General features: G+C 50.7%; 18 protein-coding genes. 15 read left to right on the top strand and 3 right to left on the bottom strand.

Annotated features, from left to right (window positions below; translation table 11 throughout):
- Positions 1–10: 10 nt before the first annotated feature.
- Positions 11–856 carry an alpha/beta fold hydrolase gene (locus EOE65_RS13475; RefSeq protein WP_127694842.1) on the bottom strand — a complete coding sequence of 282 codons (846 nt, stop codon included), beginning with the start codon at positions 854–856 and terminating at the stop codon, positions 11–13.
- 252 nt (positions 857–1,108) lie between these two features.
- Here EOE65_RS13475 and EOE65_RS13470 point away from each other — a divergent pair, with 252 nt between their 5' ends.
- From EOE65_RS13470 to EOE65_RS13410, 13 genes are all read left to right on the top strand, one after another.
- Positions 1,109–2,383: an efflux RND transporter periplasmic adaptor subunit gene (locus EOE65_RS13470; protein ID WP_127694841.1), complete on the top strand. Its 1,275-nt coding sequence runs from the start codon at positions 1,109–1,111 to the stop codon at positions 2,381–2,383.
- Between the two features lie 6 nt (positions 2,384–2,389).
- Positions 2,390–5,521 (top strand): efflux RND transporter permease subunit, encoded by a 3,132-nt coding sequence (locus EOE65_RS13465; RefSeq protein WP_127694840.1) that lies wholly within the window; start codon positions 2,390–2,392, stop codon positions 5,519–5,521.
- A gap of 264 nt (positions 5,522–5,785) precedes the next feature.
- Entirely contained in the window at positions 5,786–6,013 is a 228-nt protein-coding gene (locus EOE65_RS13460; protein ID WP_127694839.1) for an EF-hand domain-containing protein, read from the top strand.
- 61 nt (positions 6,014–6,074) lie between these two features.
- Positions 6,075–6,293, top strand: a complete 219-nt coding sequence (locus EOE65_RS13455; protein ID WP_127694838.1) for an EF-hand domain-containing protein — start codon at positions 6,075–6,077, stop codon at positions 6,291–6,293.
- Between the two features lie 69 nt (positions 6,294–6,362).
- Positions 6,363–6,587 (top strand): EF-hand domain-containing protein, encoded by a 225-nt coding sequence (locus EOE65_RS13450; RefSeq protein WP_164847113.1) that lies wholly within the window; start codon positions 6,363–6,365, stop codon positions 6,585–6,587.
- Positions 6,588–6,844: 257 nt separating this feature from the next.
- Entirely contained in the window at positions 6,845–7,957 is a 1,113-nt protein-coding gene (locus tag EOE65_RS13445) for a substrate-binding domain-containing protein (RefSeq protein ID WP_127694837.1), read from the top strand.
- Positions 7,958–7,992: 35 nt separating this feature from the next.
- Positions 7,993–11,052, top strand: a complete 3,060-nt coding sequence (locus tag EOE65_RS13440; RefSeq protein ID WP_127694836.1) for an EAL domain-containing protein — start codon at positions 7,993–7,995, stop codon at positions 11,050–11,052.
- Positions 11,053–11,175: 123 nt separating this feature from the next.
- A complete protein-coding gene (gene dapC, locus EOE65_RS13435) occupies positions 11,176–12,384 on the top strand; it encodes a succinyldiaminopimelate transaminase (protein ID WP_127694835.1) in 1,209 nt (402 codons plus the stop codon).
- Entirely contained in the window at positions 12,381–12,731 is a 351-nt protein-coding gene (locus tag EOE65_RS13430) for an ArsC family reductase (protein WP_127694834.1), read from the top strand. The genes dapC and EOE65_RS13430 overlap by 4 nt, the downstream gene beginning before the upstream one ends.
- Positions 12,732–12,751: 20 nt before the next feature.
- Positions 12,752–13,783: a 2,3,4,5-tetrahydropyridine-2,6-dicarboxylate N-succinyltransferase gene (dapD, locus tag EOE65_RS13425; protein ID WP_127694833.1), complete on the top strand. Its 1,032-nt coding sequence runs from the start codon at positions 12,752–12,754 to the stop codon at positions 13,781–13,783.
- 78 nt (positions 13,784–13,861) lie between these two features.
- The gene (gene dapE, locus EOE65_RS13420; RefSeq protein ID WP_127694832.1) at positions 13,862–14,995 is read left to right on the top strand and encodes a succinyl-diaminopimelate desuccinylase; all 1,134 of its coding nucleotides are present in this window, start codon (positions 13,862–13,864) and stop codon (positions 14,993–14,995) included.
- Positions 14,992–15,858: a putative RNA methyltransferase gene (locus tag EOE65_RS13415; RefSeq protein ID WP_338067679.1), complete on the top strand. Its 867-nt coding sequence runs from the start codon at positions 14,992–14,994 to the stop codon at positions 15,856–15,858. Before dapE ends, EOE65_RS13415 begins: the two co-directional genes overlap by 4 nt.
- Positions 15,842–16,123 (top strand): hypothetical protein, encoded by a 282-nt coding sequence (locus EOE65_RS13410; protein ID WP_164847112.1) that lies wholly within the window; start codon positions 15,842–15,844, stop codon positions 16,121–16,123. Before EOE65_RS13415 ends, EOE65_RS13410 begins: the two co-directional genes overlap by 17 nt.
- Here the strand turns inward: EOE65_RS13410 and EOE65_RS13405 are convergent.
- Positions 16,068–17,390: a DUF945 family protein gene (locus EOE65_RS13405; protein ID WP_127694829.1), complete on the bottom strand. Its 1,323-nt coding sequence runs from the start codon at positions 17,388–17,390 to the stop codon at positions 16,068–16,070. The two genes, EOE65_RS13410 and EOE65_RS13405, sit on opposite strands and share 56 nt — an antisense overlap.
- A gap of 143 nt (positions 17,391–17,533) precedes the next feature.
- Here EOE65_RS13405 and EOE65_RS13400 point away from each other — a divergent pair, with 143 nt between their 5' ends.
- Positions 17,534–17,917, top strand: coding sequence for a hypothetical protein (locus tag EOE65_RS13400; protein ID WP_127694828.1), 384 nt, complete (start codon positions 17,534–17,536; stop codon positions 17,915–17,917).
- A 5-nt stretch (positions 17,918–17,922) separates the two neighbouring features.
- Here the strand turns inward: EOE65_RS13400 and EOE65_RS13395 are convergent, their stop codons facing one another.
- Positions 17,923–18,354 (bottom strand): hypothetical protein, encoded by a 432-nt coding sequence (locus EOE65_RS13395; RefSeq protein WP_127694827.1) that lies wholly within the window; start codon positions 18,352–18,354, stop codon positions 17,923–17,925.
- Between the two features lie 84 nt (positions 18,355–18,438).
- On the opposite strand from EOE65_RS13395, the gene greB reads away from it, so the two are divergent.
- A complete protein-coding gene (gene greB / locus EOE65_RS13390; RefSeq protein WP_127694826.1) occupies positions 18,439–18,957 on the top strand; it encodes a transcription elongation factor GreB in 519 nt (172 codons plus the stop codon).
- The last annotated feature ends 25 nt before the right edge of the window (positions 18,958–18,982 follow it).

Here is an 18,982-nt window from a genome sequence, read left to right as displayed (position 1 = left end):
TGCTTACCAATTAGTGAGTACGTAACCACTCACAAACATGACTGATTTGATCCGTCTCCATCAATGACGGTACATGCGGCACGCCAGCAACGCGATATAGATCGAGCTGGGGGTTTTCGTTGCACATCTGCGTTACTGTTGGTTCTGTTAGCACATCTGACTGGTCGCCCCAGATCAGTAATTGTGGGCACTGAATCGCACGCCAAATAGCCCACAGATCAACATCCTCTGACGCCGCGACTCGGGTGATATCGCCAATCGTTGGATCATAGTGCTGTGTCCAACCCTGCTCGGTTTCACGAAAGCCGTGCTGAACAAGAGTATCCCAGCTCTGCGCTGAAATCTTACTCAAACCTGGGTAGGTCTGCTGCATAAAGGCTTTGGCCTCAGAGAGGTCAGCGAAGTACTTGGGTACCAGATAATCGCCAATATGAGCCAGCGCTTCTTTAGAAACAAACGCACCAATATCGTTAAGAATCAGCTTACGTATCGGCGACTGAGGCAATGCAGCCATCGCCATTCCAATAATGCCGCCCATCGATGTCCCCAGCCAATCAACAGATGCCACGTTCAATCGCGCCAACAGCGCTGTCATATCAGAAACATACTGGGGGATCGCATAGTGTGCAGCCGCTGCAGACGGCAACCAGTCGCTCTCTCCCCGACCAACCATATCGGGGCAAATAACGCGATATTCACGCGATAAGACCTTTGCGATCTCATCAAAATCCCGGCCGTTGCGTGCTAAACCGTGCACGCAAACTAAGACTCTTTCGTTATCTTGGCTGCCCCACTCGCGGTACGCAATACGATGAAAACCCGTTGGATTTAACCCTAGAACAACCCCTTTACGCATCATTTCATCCTTTATTGATTTAGGTAATAGGTGGATAGCAGGCTCACCCTGGATAGATTAGCAGAGTAGAATGTAAAGTTTGGTAAACACATCAATAGGTTTCACTACAAACGCTGGGCTTTAGATTATCATAAGTTAGCGTCTGACTCTCAGCTTGATAGCAGAGATATCTGGTGCTGCGTTAACGGCAAACAACCGTTTACCGGTCTGATGCGTATAGTGAATGGAATAAAACTGAATAAGGTGAACTAGATGTCAGCTGTGGAGACAGATTCACGCCCCTCCCTTGCTAAAACTCTCATGAAATGGCTCCTGCCGCTGCTCATTCTGGCCGCTGCAGTCTTCATTTTTCAGTACCTCAAGGGGAGTAAACCTGTTGCCAGCTCCAAGCCGCCGCAGCAGCGCTTATGGAGTGTACAAACCCAGCCGGTCGCATTTGAGCGCCATCAACCGGAGCTAGTGCTTTACGGAAAGGTGGAGTCCCCAGCGGCATCAAAACTCACCGCCGCCGTTACCGCTTATGTGGAGAAAGTTGCCGTTAAAGAGGGCCAAACTGTAGCCAAGGGAGATCTTCTACTACAACTTGACCCGCGCGACGCAGAACTATCCGTACGCCAGCAAGAGGGTAATCTACAAAGCATCAAGGCACAGTTGGATGCCTTAGAGGTTCAGCATCGCGCTGATAAAGCGGCGCTGCGCATTGAAAAAGAGCTGTACGCTTTAGCCGAGAAATCAGTCAAGCGTTTTCAAAATCTTGCTAAACGTAAAGTCAGCTCAGAAGATCAGCTAGATAACGCGAAGCGTGCTTACCAACAGCAAGCCCTGTCACTGAATAACCGCGAGCAAGCCATTCGCAGCTATTCGGCCCGTAAAGCTCAACTGCAAGCCGAACTCACTCGCGCTAGCGCAGCCCATGACGCCGCCAAGCTCGATTTAGACAGAACCTCAGTCACAGCCCCCTTTGCTGGGAAAATTGCGAGTGTGGATGTTTCCGTGGGTGACCGAGTGCGCAGCGGCGAGATCTTGACCACGCTATACGATCCCAGTGAGATCCAGATCCGCTCGCAAATCCCATCAAAAGATTTGGCGCAAGTACGCGCATCACTGGCAGCAGGTCAGCAATTACAGGCGAAAACACAAGTTGACGGGCAAACGGTATCGCTAACGCTAGCACGCTTGGCCAGCTCAGTAGCGGCAGGGAAAGCGGGCGTTGATGCCCTATTCGACCTGCAGCAAGGCAGCTTTGCCCCCGAGACAGGACGCACCCTCTCGCTCACACTTGCCCTAGCGCCTCAAGACAACACCATTGCCCTACCACCACTGGCGTTATATGGCATTGATCGTGTCTATCGTGTTCAAAATGGTGCTTTAGAAGCGGTTAACGTTGAGCGCATTGGTAACACACAGACTAGCGTTGGAGAAACCCGTGTACTGGTGCGTTCACAGGCTCTTAAGCCGGATGATCAGGTCATTATTACCCAACTGCCCAATGCCATTTCAGGCTTGCCAGTTAAGATCGCGGAGTAGTGTGATATGTCGACCTACTCTGGCCCTCTACACAGTTTAACCGCCACTTTTACGCAGCATCGCGTTGCCGCCAACCTTTTAATGATCCTGATGATCTTGGCGGGCGTATGGGGCGTTAAAAAGCTAAATACACAATTTTTCCCCTCGTTTGAGCTCGATATCATTACCGTTGGTGTGACTTGGTCAGGTGCGGCGGCTGAGGATGTGGAGACCTCCATCGTACTGCCGATTGAGGAGGAGATTCGCTCGATTGATGGGCTGGATACACTCTACGCCACCAGCAACCAAGGACGCGCGTCATTTCGCCTGGAGCTACTCGAAGGCACCGACGTCCAATACACGCTGGATGAGGTCAAACAGAAGATCGATGGTATTCGCTCCTCTTTACCGAGTGATGCCGACGAACCCGTGGTGCAGCGGATTATCCGTTATGAGCCCATTGCATCGCTGCTGCTAACGTCTGACCGTAGCTCCCTTGAGGAGCTGCGCCCGCTAGCCAATCGTATCGAGCGGGAGTTGCTCGAAACCGGCATTCGTAAAATTGATATTAACGGCCTGCCTACAGAAGAGATCGCCGTTCAAGTGCCGACAGCAAAGTTACATGCATTAGGTATGTCGTTAAACGACATTGCGCAAGAGGTTGGTCTACGTAGTATCGACCTCCCCGCGGGCACCGCCGCAAAAGAGGAAGGCGCCAAGCAGATCCGTAGCCTCAGCCAGCAACGTGATGTGGAGGGTTTTCAGCAGCTGCCGCTGATCGCCGATGCCAATGGGCGTCTGGTACGCTTGGGTGATGTGGCAGACATTGAGTGGCGCGCCAAAGATCAGCAGGTTGAGCTTAACTATCGTGGTCAACCCGCAGTGCTAATTGAGCTGCGCCGTACCGAAAACGAAGACTCTCTGAAAGCCGCCAAGCTCATGCACACCTGGCTACAAGATGCGAAAACCGACCTCCCTGAAGGGGCTGAGCTTATCGTATTCGATGAGTCTTGGACGAAAGTACAGGCGCGGATCGACCTGCTTTTAAAGAACGGTCTCGGCGGCTTGGTCCTCGTTATCATCATTCTATTTCTATTCCTGAACGCGCGCGTCGCATTCTGGGTTACCGTGGGTATTCCTGTTTCGTTTCTGGCAACCTTGGCTATTCTTTATATGATTGGTGGTTCCATCAATATGATCAGCCTTTTCGGGCTGATCATGGCACTGGGGATTATCGTCGATGACGCCATCGTGGTGGGGGAAGACACGCTGACCCACCTACAGATGGGCGAAAGCGGCCTAAAAGCGGCCATTGGGGGCGCCCAGCGCATGCTAGCGCCAGTTGTTGCTTCCTCGATGACAACCATTGCCGCCTTTCTTCCTCTGCTCCTCATCGGCGGTACCATCGGCAATATCCTAATCGATATTCCCACCGTGGTGATCTGCGTGATCGTCGCTTCACTGATCGAGTGTTTCCTAATCTTACCCGGCCACTTACACCATAGCCTGCACAGTAAAAAGGACTTACACCCATCGAAGATGCGTACAGAAATCGAAGCGCGTGTTAACCGTTTTCGCGATCACTACTTCAGACGGGTGGTGCGAGCCGCTATTCGTTTGCGTTGGGCGACGATAGCCAGCGCTTTGGGGATTTTCATCATCGCCATCGGCTTGGTGATGGGTGGCCGCGTGAAATTTGTGTTCTTCCCCGCCATCGACGGTGAGGACTTTACCGCCAACGTACAGTTCACATCGGGTACCGATGATCGCCATGTCCGCGACTTTCTTAACCATCTCGATAGTACCCTGCGGGCAACAGATGCCGAGCTAGGCGGCGGGTTACTTACGGTCGCGGTGCAGGAGGTCGGCAAGATCAACACTGACCGCCGCACTGCAGGTCCCACAACCGGTGACGAATTTGGCTCTCTTTATGTGGAGATGATCCCCGTTGATACACGTGACGTCACCAACCGCGAATTTGTGGCCAAGTGGCGGGAGCGGATTGAAATTCCGCCCGGTGTCGAGAAGTTTACAATCGACCAGTCTCGAACCGGGCCGCGCGGGAAACCGGTCGAGATAAAGCTGATCGGCACCGATATTGGCGCCCTCAAACAAGCCTCGCTTGATATCCAAGAGCTACTTAAAGGTTATCAGGGGCTAAGCAACGTGGATGACGACTTACCTTTCGGCAAGCCGCAATTGATCTACTCCTTAACGCCAGCCGGTGAAGCAAGCGGCTTGCGTTTGCAGCAGGTAGGTCGACAGTTGAGCGCGGCCTTTAATGGTATTGAGGTTCAAACCTTTTATGAAGATCAAGACGAGGTTGAGGTGCGCGTCATGCTGCCAGATGACGAACGTAACCAACTACGCTCGTTAGAAAGCATCCCCATTGTGCTGCCCGACGGCTCAACGGCACCGCTCGCCAACATCGTGCACTTCGAACCAAAGCAAGGCCTAGACTCCCTGCAGCGAGTGGATGGCCAGCTATCGATTAACGTGACCGCAGACCTTAACGAAGCCGTCGCCAATGCCAATGAGATTATTGCAGATCTAAGGGAAGGTGCGCTTCCTGCCATCCTCGGTAAGTGGGGCGTGGAAGCGAGCTTCGAAGGTAAGAACCGAAACCAGCGCGAAACGCTGGCCGATATGAAGCTGGGCTTATTGATCGCCCTATCGCTTATCTACATCATTTTGGCTTGGGTGTTTGCATCCTACAGCTGGCCGATTACCGTGATGCTGGCTATTCCGCTGGGCTTAACGGGTGCAATCTTTGGACATGCGCTGTCTGGGCTGGATCTTACAATACTGTCGCTATTTGGTTTCTTCGGTTTATCAGGCATTGTGATCAACGATTCGATCGTCTTGGTGACCTTCTACCAAAAACTACGCGCCAGCGGCATGGCTGTCGAAGCTGCTATAGAAGAGGCCGCATGTCAGCGTTTACGCGCAGTCTTGCTAACATCCCTCACGACTATCGCGGGGCTTACCCCCATCTTGTTTGAGACCTCATTGCAGGCGCAGTTCTTGATTCCAATGGCAACATCCATCGTCTTTGGCCTAGCGTATGGCACCCTGCTGATCCTGTTGTTCATACCTGCCGTACTCACGGTGCTGGAGAACACCAAGCGTAGGCTGGGACTGCGCCTTCAATACAGCTAAACGCCCTCAGAAATAGCGACTTACTAAATTAGTCGCTATTTCTGAAATCATAACTAATTGATTTATAAGACTTAAAAAATAAACACCAAAAAAAGTCACCAAAAAGCAACACTTTAATACCTATATCGCCTCACACGCCTGCCACCACCTCTAAAATTCAAAAAAACAAAACATAACCCTTTGTTTTAAATAACTTTTTTAGAAGCAGGCACAGCTTTCGCTATCTCCTTCGCAACAACATCATGACCGTAAGGAGATCTACTCATGAAAAAAACTATCGCAATCGCAGCAGCCATCTTCTCTTCCACTCTGATGGCACAGCCTGAAGGCGGCTCAGATATGTTCCAAGCACTGGATGCTGACAACAACCAAGCCATCAGCTCCGAAGAGGCGCAAGCCTATGAGCCGGTGCTGGCGAAATTTAAGGCACTCGATAGTAATCAAGATGGCGAACTCAGCCGCGCTGAGTTCGAACAACTATTACAAGGCTAACCCAACCCGCGTAACGGAACACGCTAAGCGTTAGCGAAGCTGTAAAACAGGAGATCTATAAATGAAAAAACTTATCGCATTATCCGTCATGGCTATCTCTTTCAACGCCCTCGCCGATGGGCACGAGACACTCTTCAAGACATTAGATACTGATGCAAATCAGATGATCTCAGCGGAAGAAGCACAGATCCACGAGCAATTAGCGCAACAGTTCAGCCAGCTCGATGTGAACAAGGATAGCCAGCTGAGCTTGGATGAGTTCCGCGCATTGCAAAAATAATGCTCTGCAACCCACACACATAAACTTACAAATACGCGCGCCGATATGCCCGCGCGACAGGAGAGAAACATGAAAAACATCATGACAGCTACAGTGATCGCACTATCCACAGCAACGTTAGCTCAAGCAGACGGCACTGAGCTTTTCCAGCAACTGGACGCTAATAACGACCAAGCGATCAGTTTGGAAGAAGCGCAAGCATCTGAAGCGCTGGTGGCACAATTTGAGCAGCTAGATGCGAACAAAGATGGCCTTATTAACGCAGCTGAGTTTACTCAGTTGGTTAAAGGCTAACCAACTGCACATCAGTTTTTCGCTAGGGCTAGTCCTTCATCACCACTCGTTCTAGCGACTACTCGAAAGTGGCATCCTGCTGCTTTCCCAGCATTTTGCGCCCAGTACATCCCTCTTTTCGCTGGGCGCTTTTTTTACCCTTACCAAAAACCTAGTCTCTTACTTCCTCTCACATCATTCCGTGCTACTCTTACTAGAGTAAATAAGAAGTTATTTAATTCAAATTCAATAACATAAATAGCATCAGAGAGTCCGAGATGAACAGCCTACGTGAATTTACATCTTACTTGCTTGGACTCGCTGGCGTGATCTTAGCCTGTAACGGATACGCGAGCCCTCAATCGGAATATATTCGTGTTACCGACTATTTAGCGGAACATCCAGACCAGCCAAAGATCATGGCGCGCTTCTCTGATGTTGTCAGGAGCACACCAAAGGCGCTCACAGCCCAGCAAACCGCGCCAGTAAAAGTTGCGGTTGTCTATCCGGGTGTACAGAGTTCAGATTACTGGCGCCGCAGTTTGAAAGCCTTTGAGCGCCGCCTGCAAGACCTAAAGGTTAATTACGAGATAAAGACCTACCTCTCGCGCCCCTCCGTCGATCTGGACCTTCAGGCAGAGCAGTTGATTGAGGCCCTGCACTGGCGGCCAGATTATCTCATATTTACGGTCGATGCCTTGCACCATCGCAGTATGATCGAACGTGTTATCTTGCGCGGAAAGCCCAAACTCATTCTGCAAAACATCACCACGCCTATCACTGACTGGCGCTTCAAGCGCCCCTTTATGTACACAGGATTTGACCACGCCTTGGGCACCGAGCTACTGGCTGAACGGATGCTCAATAAAGAACAACTGAATCGCTTTGGGTTGCTATATTTCTCACAGGGCTATGTTTCCGTTATGCGCGGCGACACCTTCCTCAGCGCAGCACAACAGCATGCAAACAATAAAATGGTCGGCGGATTTTATACCGATGGAAATCGAGGTAAAGCTCGAGCAGCGACTACGCAGCTCTTAAAGGACGAGCCAGATATGAACATGCTGTTTGCATGCTCAACTGATATTGCCCTTGGCGCGCTTGATGCACTTCGAGACGCAGGAAAGATAGGTAAGGTCACAGTCAACGGCTGGGGTGGCGGTGACGCAGAGTTACAAGCCCTACAAGCCAAAGAGCTAGATCTAACGGTTATGCGCATGAACGACGATGCGAGTGTCGCGATGGCAGAAGCGATCAAACTCGACCTCGAGGGCAAGGCCTCCCAAGTTCCCCACATCTACTCGGGTGATATGGTGTTGATCGACCAGAACACCTCCCAAGAGATGATTCAAAAATACAAATCACGTGCATTTCGATATAGCAATGAATAGATTTTGTTCTCCCTCCCGCGGTCAGGCGTTGTGTAGTGCGTAGTCTACGTTTTTCAACTGCCATTCTAAGTATCGTTCTCTTGGCACTGCTATTTGTGTCAGGTGCATTATTGCTGCTCGCTTATGAAGGTTCACAAACCGCCCTCGACGAGGAAGTGAAGCTTACTTACGATCAAGACCATAAAGTCGTTAGCCGCATGGTCAAAGAATATTTGACGGGTGTTGCTGGCGTTGCCGAAGAGATCGCCAAGCGGAATGACATTCGTGCCAGTGCCGCGGCAAACGATTTCATGACAATAGATATGATCCTTGGCGACAGTATTCGAGGCCCAGCGGGCGAGCGGATTCACGCCATCGTGGTAGACGTAAACGACCTACAACCGGTAGTTGTCAGCGGCGTCTCGATGTACAGCATGGATTTGGCGCTCAATACCTTTACTAACGATACAACCCCAATGCGCGCTTGGGACAACATAATGATCAGTACAGATGAGGGAGACTTCCATCTATTACGCTATAAAACACCGATCATTCGCCAGTCGCTCGGAGAGGTGATGGGAGCGCTTTATGCTTATATTCTTGTTAACGACAACTACTGGCTTCTGACTGAAATCCAAGAGATAACAGGCGCAGGTAGCCTCTCTTTCTTCTCTGGCATGGACAACGTCGGTAGTTTAGAAGCGAGTATGATCCATCCTAATGAACTATTGGTCGCAACGCCCAATAGCCCCATTGTGCCGCTTAGTGATGGGACTGCTCACTTCCATTCGTTAACGATTGGTCGCGAGCCATTTAGGCTATATCTGCACAAGCCCGGCAACTCATCATTAATACTTACCCGTGCTTATAACGAAAATCTACTCATCGGTACGGTGACCGTTATACTGATCAGCTTAATCGTCATGGCACTGATCCGGTCGCTCACACAGCGCTCCCTTGGGAGATTGCTCAAGTATGCAGAGAAGGTTCCCTACCAAGTCATACCAACACCCTATAAAAATGGGCTGTTCGATGAGTTCAACAAGGTCGGAACCGAAATAGAAGAGATGGTGCGCGATATTCGCGCCCAAGAAAACCAGCTCGATGCGATCTTCCATAACGCGCCAAGCTTAATGTTTATCAAAAGCGCGGATCTAAAATATATCATGATCAACCCAAAAGCCCCCGAGCACTATCAATGCCGGGAGATGGATATTTTGGGTAGCAACGACTTTGATCTACTCCCGCAGAAACAAGCCGAAATCCTCCGCGAAGCTGATCTTAGAGTTGTCAGCCAGCATCGACCAGCACAATGTGAATACAGCATTGATCAGAACGGCACGACTCGTCATTACCTCTGTACCAAGTTCCCGCTACTGCGGGACAGTGGCGAAGTCTATGCCATTGGCGGAATCACAACCGATATCACCGATAAAGTGAATGCCGAAGCAGAAGCGCAAATATCAAACAAGGTATTTGAAGCCGCCGCTGAGGCGATTCTGATCATGAACGATAAAGGTAAAGTGTTAACCAACTCGGCGTTTACGCGGATTACCGGTTACTCTTCACAGCGGGCGCGTCGCTTCGCCTTAAGCTTGTTAGCTGAACACCCTGAAATAGAGATCGCACTTGATAAACATGGCCGCTGGAAAGGCGAGAGCACCCAACGCCGCGCGAATGGCGAGAAACTGCCTGTTTGGGCATCAATCAGTGTGGTGGAAGAGATCACCGGCGGGAAGATCTATGTTGCCGTATTCTCTGATATTTCGGACCTAAAAGAGGCGGAGCAAAAGCTCGAGAAGCTGGCTCACTACGACAATCTGACCGGTTTACCAAACCGGACCTTGTTTTACGACCGCTTCGAGTCAGCCCTGCAGCTTTCCGAACGCTTGGGTAGTAAAACAGCCCTGCTCTTTATCGACCTAGACCGATTTAAGCCGATCAATGACAACTACGGGCACCATGTCGGCGATAAAATGCTAATCGAAGCAGCCGGCCGTATCCGTCAGCATATTCGCCCCAGCGATACCGTTTCCCGCCTTGGAGGCGATGAATTTACGGTTATTCTCTCTGACCTGAGCTCATCCGATGTCGCTCAAGATATTGCGCGCCGCATTCAAAGCGAACTCAAGAAAGTTTACGTGTGTGAAGGTAAAGAGCTGTTCTCTTCGGCGAGCATTGGTATCGCGCTCTATCCGGATGATGGTAGGAACACACAGGTGCTTTTAAAACATGCCGATACAGCGATGTACCATATCAAGGAACGTGGCCGAAATGACGTTATGTTCTTCGATAAAGCACTGAACGCTCAGGCTGAGGCACGTATCCAGCTTGAAGAAAATCTTCGTATGGCGATTAATACTCAGTCTCTTTTCTTGGTGTATCAGCCACGCTTTGATATCGCCGGTCAACGTGTTTTATCTGCCGAAGCGCTGATCCGTTGGCACCACCCGATTCGCGGCATGATTCCACCGTCTGAGTTTATTGTGTTAGCCGAAGAGTGTGGGTTGATTGTAGAACTTGGACGCATGGTACTGCGCCGCGCTTGCCAAGCAGCCAAAGACTGGAATCAGATCTTAGAGCGTCCCGTCCCTGTGTCTGTCAACCTATCGGCTCGCCAGCTGCATTCAGAAGAGCTCGTCAGCGATATTGAAGCAGCGCTCAAAAGTGCTGACTTAGCCCCAGAACTGCTTGAGCTTGAGATCACTGAGACCATGGTGATTAAAGACCTGAACACCGTCATAAAGACGCTACAGTCTATACGCGCATTGGGTGTGAAGATGTCGGTGGATGACTTTGGCACCGGCTATTCATCGCTGATCTATTTGAAACGCCTCCCTGTGAGTACGGTAAAAATTGACCGCTCATTTATCGACGATGTACCCGGCAGTGAGGATGGCGAGAGTCTCGTTAAGGCGATTATCTCTATGTCTCACACTCTAAATCTGCGGGTTGTCGCTGAGGGTGTTGAGGAGCAATCACAACTGGCTTTCCTGCGCCAACACCAATGTGATGAGATACAAGGCTTTCTGCTCGCTAAACCTGACCATCCCAGCAAAATTCACGCGCTACTCAGCCATGAACTAAACGGCTCCCACTCAGCGACGATTCCATAAAACCTGATAACATAAGACCTAAGTTAACACGCGATATCATTCATGGCAGGTCGCGTGTTATGCAGGCATCCGGTATACTCTCCAGCCGTTTTTTGATGAAAACCGCAGCTGGAAGGAAAAACTATGAACCGGGATCTCGCGCGCCTGCAACCCTACCCTTTCGAGAAGCTAACTGCATTGAAAGCAGAGGTCACTCCGCCTTCTGAGTTGGCACATATCGCCTTTTCTATTGGTGAGCCCAAGCACGCTTCCCCCTATTTTGTCGTCAAGACCCTAACAGACAACATCAACGCACTGGCAAATTACCCGACCACAAAAGGTATGCCTGAGTTGCGCGAGGCGATCGCTACATGGTGTACGCAACGTTTTCATCTGACTCCGAATACGCTAACAGCCGACAGCCATGTGCTGCCGGTGAATGGCACACGTGAAGCTATTTTCGCATTTACGCAAGCCGCGGTTGAGCGCAAGCCAAACGCTCTGGTGATTTCACCCAATCCGTTTTACCAGATCTACGAAGGCGCAGCTTACCTAGCAGGTGCAGAACCTCACTACCTTAACTGCACCGGCGATAATGGTTTTATCCCCGATTACGACGCCGTCTCTGCTGATGTATGGGAGCGTTGCCAAATTTTATTTATCTGTTCACCCAGCAACCCAACCGGCGCCGTTACGCACTTCGATACGCTGGCGAAATTAATTAAGCTGGCTGATCAGTATGACTTCACTATTGTTTCGGATGAGTGTTACTCCGAGATCTATCTAGATGAAGCGAATCCGCCAATCGGCCTGCTGGAAGCTTGCGCGAAACTCGGCCGCAACGACTTCGATAAGTGTATCGTGATGCATAGCTTGTCAAAGCGCTCTAACCTTCCGGGGTTACGTTCTGGCTTTGTCGCAGGGGATGCCAAGCTACTCGGTCCATTCCTGCAGTATCGCACTTATCACGGTTGCTCAATGCCGGTTCAGCATCAACTAGCGTCTATTGCTGCATGGCAAGATGAAGCACACGTTAAAGCCAACCGCGACCTGTATCGCGAGAAGTTTGCCAAAGTGGTTGAGATCCTCTCCCCGGTTATGGAGGTAGAGCAACCAGAGGCGAGCTTCTATCTGTGGGCAAAAACGCCGATCGCAGATGATATCTTTGCTCAACGCCTATTCGCGGAGGAGCACATGACTGTGCTACCAGGCCGCTACCTGTCTCGTGAAGTCGATGGGGTTGTGCCGGGTGCAGGCTATGTGCGCATGGCGTTGGTCGCGACAGTTGAGGAGTGTGTTGAAGGTGCAGAGCGCATTCGCCGCTTTATCGAGCGCCTAGGAGACAATGCATGAGTACGACGTTATACGGCATTAAAAACTGCGATACGATTAAAAAAGCGCGTAAGTGGCTAGATAATCAATCGATCGATTATCAGTTTCATGATTTTCGTGTCGACGGCCTTGAGGAGCAACTACTCGATAGCTGGTTAGAGCAACTAGGTTGGGAAGGCTTGATCAACAAACGTGGCACGACTTGGCGCCAATTGAGCGACGAGCAGAAAGCGGCGATGGACAACACGTTAGCGCGAGCGGTGATTTTAGAAAACCCTGCGCTCATTAAGCGTCCAGTTTTGATCAATAACGAACATATTGAAGTGGGCTTTAAGGAGCCGACTTATCAAACAATTTTTGCGCAATAAGCATTAGACGGAGACGATACATGAGTTACTTTGCATTTGGTCTAGGGATCGGTACCCAATCTTCCAACGGTGACTGGTTAGAGATCTACTACAATAAACCGCTTCTTAACCCGTCTGACGCGCTGATCCAAGCGGTAAGCGACAAGCTTGGCTATGAAGGTGGCGATGCTGCTATCGAGATTTGCGAAGAGCAACTAAAAGACTTAGAAGCGGCATTTCTAAGCGTTGATGCCGAAGATCAAGCCGAGATCGTGGAAGTACTGAAAGGTACGCAGCAACCGATGGTTGTAACAATCTTGGCAACAGATTCAGCACCGGCAACCACTGCTGAGGTATACCTTAAGCTTGCCCTGTTGTCCCATCGCTTAGTTAAGCCGCACGGCACTGACCTATCAGGCATGTTTGGTTTGCTACCGAACGTTGCGTGGACAAGCGAAGGCGCTATCGCGCTTGAAGACCTGCCACGCCGACAGCTGGCAGCGCGAGCACAAGGCCGTGTACTCAATGTTCAATCTGTGGATAAATTCCCACAAATGACCAACTATGTCGTGCCAGAGGGCATCCGTGTCGGTGATGCATCACGCATCCGCCTAGGCGCGCACGTCGGTGAAGGCACCACGGTAATGCACGAAGGTTTCATCAACTTCAATGCCGGCACAATGGGCGTATCGATGGTAGAAGGCCGTATCTCCGCTGGGGTTGTGGTTGGCAACGGCTCTGACATTGGCGGCGGTGCATCCACGATGGGTACGCTATCAGGGGGCAATAACGTGGTGATTTCTGTGGGCGAAAACTGCCTGCTAGGCGCAAATGCGGGCCTCGGCTTGCCACTAGGCGACCGTTGCACACTGGAAGCAGGACTTTATGTTACTGCAGGATCAAAAGTGACATTACTGGATGATCAGAACAACGAAGTCGGTGTTGTTAAAGCTGCAGAGCTTGCCGGTAAACCAGATCTTCTGTTCCGTCGTAACTCTCAAAACGGCCGTATCGAAGTGAAGACAAACCAGTCTGCTATCGAGCTAAACGCAGAGCTACACAAGCACAACTAATCTCGTGTAAATCTGTAAGCCGACAGGCCCGTTTCGACGGGCCTGATTTTTCTCTACTACTCGAACACTGGAGCTGTGATGACATCTGCCACGCTTGAACTTGCCAAAGACCTAATCTCCCGCCCTTCGGTCACACCTGAAGACGCTGGCTGCCAGGAGATGATGATTGAACGGCTCACTGCCATGGGCTTTACCATTGAGCGCTTGCCGTTTGAAGAGGTGACTAACTTTTGGGCACGCCGCGGTACCGAAGGCCCGCTGTTTTGCTTTGCTGGCCACACCGATGTCGTACCTACCGGTCCCGTTGAGCGTTGGTCACACCCTCCGTTCGAGCCTGTTATTCAAGACGGTTACCTATGTGGCCGTGGCGCTGCGGATATGAAAGGAAGCATCGCTGCCTTCATGACTGCTTTAGAGCGCTTTATCGACCACCATCCTGACCACAACGGCTCCATTGCCTTGTTAATTACCAGTGATGAGGAGGGGCCATTTATCAATGGTACCACTCGCGTCATAGACCACCTTGAAGCTCGGAATGAGAAGATTGACTGGTGCATCGTGGGCGAACCGTCCAGCACAGCTAAAGTCGGCGATATCATCAAAAATGGCCGCCGTGGTTCACTCAGTGGCAAGCTGCATGTTAACGGTATTCAGGGCCATGTTGCTTATCCACACCTTGTGCGTAACCCAATCCACGAGGCGGCACCGGCATTAGCGGAGCTAGCCGCGAAAGAGTGGGACAAGGGTAATGATTTCTTCCCGCCCACTAGTTTCCAAATTTCCAATATTCATGCCGGCACTGGCGCAACTAATGTGGTGCCTGGCCAGATCGAAGTGGACTTCAATTTCCGCTTCTCCACCGAATCCACAGCTGAGGGTTTAAAAGCGCAAGTACAAACGATTCTTGAGCAACATAACCTTGATTGGAGCATCGAGTGGACTCTCTCAGGCAACCCTTTCCTAACAGCTGAGGGCGAGCTGGTTAACGCCGCTCAACAAGCTATTAAAGCGATTACCGGCTACGACACTGAGTTATCCACATCGGGAGGCACGTCAGATGGCCGCTTTATTGCCCCAACAGGTGCTCAGGTTGTGGAGTTAGGCCCAGTCAATGCGACGATTCACAAAGTGGACGAGCGCGTCAGCGTCAAAGACTTAGATACGCTGAGCGATATGTACGAAAACATTATGGCGCGCTTACTAACCGAATGAGCGGTAACAATCAGATGGCCCAACTCAGCTGCCCGCTCTGTCAAGCTCCCTTAGTGCTTACACAACGCACGCTACGGTGCGCCAATAACCACAGCTTTGATCAAGCGAAGCAAGGTTATTGGCACCTGCTACCCGTGCAGAAGAAGCGCTCGCGGGCACCCGGCGACAACGCGCAGATGGTTGCGGCAAGAACGCGCTTTCTGGAAAAAGGCCACTATCTACCCTTTCTGAGTGCACTTTGTGCAAAAATTAGCCAGAAAACACAACGGCACGATGCACCCAAAGTACTTGATATGGGCTGCGGTGAAGGCTATTACACTGCAGCGATCGCCGCCGCTTTGCCAAGTTCTGCCGAGGTGATCGGGCTCGATATCTCCAAAGAAGCGATCAAGGCGGCATCACGCCGCAACCGTGATATCTGTTGGATTGTTGCCTCTGGGGCCGATATGCCCGTGCCACAGCACTCCCAAGATATCTTGGTTGTACTCTTCAGCCGGCTGATGCCCGACGCACTCGCACAGGTTATGAGTTCAGGCGGGACCTTGCTATATGCATGGCCCGGTGAGCAGCACTTAATCGAGCTGCGCCGAGCTATCTACGAGGAGATTAAGCCCTCACGCTTTGATCCCATCAAAGAGCTGGCCGATCATTTTTCAGTCGCTGAGGTAGAGCAACACAGCTTTTCGTTCAGCTTAACCAATGAAGATGAGCTCGACGCGCTGCTACACATGACGCCTCATGGCCAACGTATGAAGCAGGAGAAACGCCAGCAACTGCTTGAACAGCTGCCGCTGACGTTAACCTTTGATGTCAACCTGGGTGAGTTTCACCCCAGCTCTGATGACCATGCACACGCTCACTAAACGCGTTCTTAGGCGTGTGATACGCCAAGCCGATCAGGTGAAGCAAAACCTCGTTTGGCTGCTCGGAGGTCTAGCGAGTTGTTTCTTCGGGTTACTGCTTATTGTGACTGCTGAATTTTTGTTTCAGCAGTCACTCACCCAAGAGATCGTCGCCTTTACTGGCGTTGTGCTTATCGCCGTTGGGCTGCTCTTCGCCGCCGCTGGCTTTATCAGTCTGAGCTTGCTACGCCTGATTCGTTTTCTTCAAGAGGATTCTCAGCGCTAAGATCAAAATGTTTACCATTCACAGTAACGATCTCTTCAGAGAACACAATCCGACTGATGTAGTTACTCCCCTTCTCGCTCATCCAGCCATCCAATGCAAGCTGTCCCATATCTATACCAGCCACCTCTTGCAGCCAAGGCGCAAGGGTTTGTTCCATACGCAAACTACCCTTCGCTTGCGTGCGCGGCCCTAAACGACCGTCACCAGCACCAACACGGCCACTGCCACTCGCCTCAATACGCGAACCACCGACGGATACGATGGTCTCTTTTAACGTCATCTCTGCACCGCTTGCTAACCATTGTTCGAGCTGTGCACTCGGCCCTCCCTCCGTGAAGCTGCCAAGAAAACTGACTAAACGCTCAGCACCTAAGTGCGGTGTCTCCACTGCAAGATCGGCACGAAAAAGATCAAACTTGCGGCTTAAAGCCCCTGGCGTAGACACCACCGCAGAGGTAAATAGCAGATCGATATCGGAACGAAGCGTTTGTGCTTCGCGCTTTTGAAAGAGATCGACCTCCGCTCCCGACACCTCGGTTTTCGTCGTAACTTGATCGAAGGTGGCTGTTTCTACGCGAATCAGCCCCTCTAGCTCAGCAAAGCGCCCGTCATGATCTAACAGCCCAGACTGATTACCGTGGATATCTTGCAAGGATAACTCGCCCTGCTCCCCGACTAGAGTCAATTCATCCACCTTAAACATCGACTGTAAACGAGATCCACGATGATAGTAACTGATACCAATTTCGCCAAGATGCCCTCGGGCCGAATCGGTAGAGAGTGTAAACGCATCCGTTTTGATACGTAGCGCCTCTATCAACCTCGTATCGAACGGCGATAGTCGATGCGTTGCGGCGATTTCAAATGGCACTTGCTGCGGGTTGTCTTGATAGAATGCTAATCGCTCTCGCAGCACACCTGGCAGAATCTCAACACGCGAATGAGCGCTAAAAAATCCGTGACTGACTCTTAAAGCAAGCGTTACAACCTCCCCCGACCGTAGCCAGCTATTGAAGGGATCAGGCAATGTATCAACCAACAGTGAGAGCTCATATTCACTGCTGAACAATCCAGACTGCCCTGTCACCGAAAAAGCGCCGAAAGGGGCTAATTGCTCAGTCAACTGCTTAGTTTGTGACTCAACTGTAAGGGAAACCTTTTGGCTGGTCATATACACACCACCAAAATAGACCAGCACAGCAGCTACTGTTACATACCCCATTACACGCCGCAGCTTTCGTAAGCGCCGCCGAGTTCTCCGTCTCATACGATTATCTATCCTTTTCCTATAAACTATGCTGAATCAATACGGCACCCAATGCTTGTTAGCATCACTTTGAATGCTGACAGCACATGAACGATGGGTGCTAAACTCTTTTTAAGCTTCTTTACTGACGACTGATACTGATCATGAGTGACAACCGCCACCCCGACATCGAAATATATGTAAAAAATTGCTCGCCAGATAGCCTACATAAGTGGTTACAAAGCGTTGCTGAACAGGTCACGCAGGAAGCCTCTCAACCCGGCACCCATGCATTTACCTTACTTATTGCTGGCCATCGAGTCCCGGTACTCATCCATGAGAAAGTAGCCGGAAAAGCGTGGACAAGTGTTTGGTTCAAGGAGAACCACACGCCTTGGGAAAAGGATATCGACTGTGCAAGAGCGGCTTCAACAGCATTAGAAACACAAATTCGCTGCATCGCCAGCGGATGGAATAATGGTGATGACCCAGATGAATGGTGGAAGGTTGAAGGGGATAATGAAGAGTTGATTACGTGGTTAACTTAGCGCGACTAAGCTGTTGCCACCAGGCGCGACTGCGTGATCTCATCAAGCATCAGCTTACCTGCTGACATTAAGCTAACTTTCGCAAATGCATCAGCCCCAGATGAACTGCTACGCGGCTGCTCAGCCTTAGTTTTTACATGGCTATTTAGGTAAGCAAAGTCACCCGTTAAATGCTCTGCTACAGCGGTATTGAAGCGGCGCACAATCGTTGGCGTGTGGATATCCTCTGAGCGCGTTTGTGTATCCGTTTCGGGTAACCGGAAGTCAGTACCGGTAGCGTGCTCCAACGCCCTTGCGGTAGGCACATACTGATTTGCCTGATTTTCAGAGATCAGGCTTAATAGCATCGCAAACTGAGCACCATGGGACGCCTGCACCGCCTGAGGCAGTGACGAAGTATACGTCTCTATTCTGTGCTGGATTTTGTCTGCTTGCATGAGAATGCTCAGGTTAAGTGATCAATTTTTTATAGCGGCATCGGTAGGCACATCTTTACCACTTTAATTCGACGAGGTTAATTCATGGGACGCTGGCGCGCACCACAACCACGCAGCAGCAAGTATATCACCGTAGAGGGGTATGAGCGCTTAAACAGCGAGCTAAAAGAGCTTTGGAAAGTGAAGCGGCCACAGGTCACACAGGCCGTTAAAGAAGCTGCAGCACAAGGTGATCGCTCCGAAAACGCCGAATATATTTATGGCAAGAAGCAGCTACGCGAGATTGATCGCCGCGTGCGTTACCTCGCTAAGCGGCTTGAAGATATCGTTGTGGTTGAAAGAGCACCGGATAACCCAAACATGGTCTTTTTTGGCGCTTGGGTCACACTGCTAGACGAGGATGACCAAAAGCATTGTTACCGCTTAGTTGGAGCAGATGAGATTGGCGACCAACCTGACTACATTAGCATCGATTCACCTCTCGCGCGCCAACTGGTTAAAAAGCAGCTCAACGATGAGGTCACGTTTACTAAGCCCAATGGCGACGAAGTGTACTATGAGATTGTGGGTATCGAATATCGATATGACAAACGAACCACCTAAATACAGCGTAAAAGGTAGTCAAAAA

Source organism: Neptunomonas marina, assembly GCF_004005935.1.
GTDB classification, from domain to species: Bacteria; Pseudomonadota; Gammaproteobacteria; order Pseudomonadales; family Balneatricaceae; genus Neptunomonas; species Neptunomonas marina.
This window is presented reverse-complemented; position numbering and strand designations above follow the sequence as displayed.